General features: G+C 56.7%; 1 rRNA gene (running past one end of the window). It reads right to left on the bottom strand.

Features of this window, described 5'->3' with window-relative positions:
- Positions 1-1235 (bottom strand): 23S ribosomal RNA (locus ACGFSC_RS42825); its annotated part reaches 1597 nt to the left of the window's first position; the annotation flags it as partial.

Below are 1235 nucleotides of genomic sequence, written 5' to 3'. Positions count from 1 at the left end.
CAGGTTCAGCGTTGGCGCTTCAAAGCGGGTACGGGAATATCAACCCGTTGTCCATCGACTACGCCTGTCGGCCTCGCCTTAGGTCCCGACTTACCCTGGGCAGATCAGCTTGACCCAGGAACCCTTGGTCAATCGGCGCAAGAGTTTCTCACTCTTGTATCGCTACTCATGCCTGCATTCTCACTCGTATACCGTCCACGACTGGTTTCCACCGCCGCTTCACCCGGCACACGACGCTCCCCTACCCATCACAGCAGGCGTTGGCCCTATATGCTGCAATGACACGACTTCGGTGATGTGCTTGAGCCCCGCTACATTGTCGGCGCGGAATCACTTGACCAGTGAGCTATTACGCACTCTTTCAAGGGTGGCTGCTTCTAAGCCAACCTCCTGGTTGTCTCTGCGACTCCACATCCTTTCCCACTTAGCACACGCTTAGGGACCTTAGTCGGTGTTCTGGGCTGTTTCCCTCTCGACCATGGAGCTTATCCCCCACAGTCTCACTGCCACGCTCTCACTTACCGGCATTCGGAGTTTGGCTAAGGTCAGTAACCCGGTAAGGCCCATCGCCTATCCAGTGCTCTACCTCCGGCAAGAAACACGTGACGCTGCACCTAAATGCATTTCGGGGAGAACCAGCTATCACGGAGTTTGATTGGCCTTTCACCCCTAACCACAGGTCATCCCCCAGGTTTTCAACCCTGGTGGGTTCGGTCCTCCACACGGTCTTACCCGCGCTTCAACCTGCCCATGGCTAGATCACTCCGCTTCGGGTCTTGGGCATGCAACTCAACCGCCCTATTCGGACTCGCTTTCGCTACGGCTACCCCACACGGGTTAACCTCGCTACACACCGCAAACTCGCAGGCTCATTCTTCAAAAGGCACGCAGTCACGGCCGTGATCCGAAGACCACGACGACGCTCCCACGGCTTGTAGGCACACGGTTTCAGGTACTATTTCACTCCGCTCCCGCGGTACTTTTCACCATTCCCTCACGGTACTATCCGCTATCGGTCACTAGGGAATATTTAGGCTTAGCGGGTGGTCCCGCCAGATTCACACGGGATTTCTCGGGCCCCGTGCTACTTGGGAGTTCTTCAAGCGAGCCGTACAGATTTCGTCTACGGGGGTCTTACCCTCTACGCCGGACCTTTCGCATGTCCTTCGACTACCTGTACGGTTTCTGACTCGCCGACCGGCCGGCAGACCGATCAAGAAAAATCCCACGACCCC

It is taken from the genome of Kitasatospora sp. NPDC048715 (genome assembly GCF_043198905.1).
GTDB lineage: Bacteria > Actinomycetota > Actinomycetes > Streptomycetales > Streptomycetaceae > Kitasatospora > Kitasatospora lactacystinica.
The sequence above is the reverse complement of the archived record's forward strand: the minus strand, read 5'-3'. Positions and strand labels throughout refer to the sequence as shown.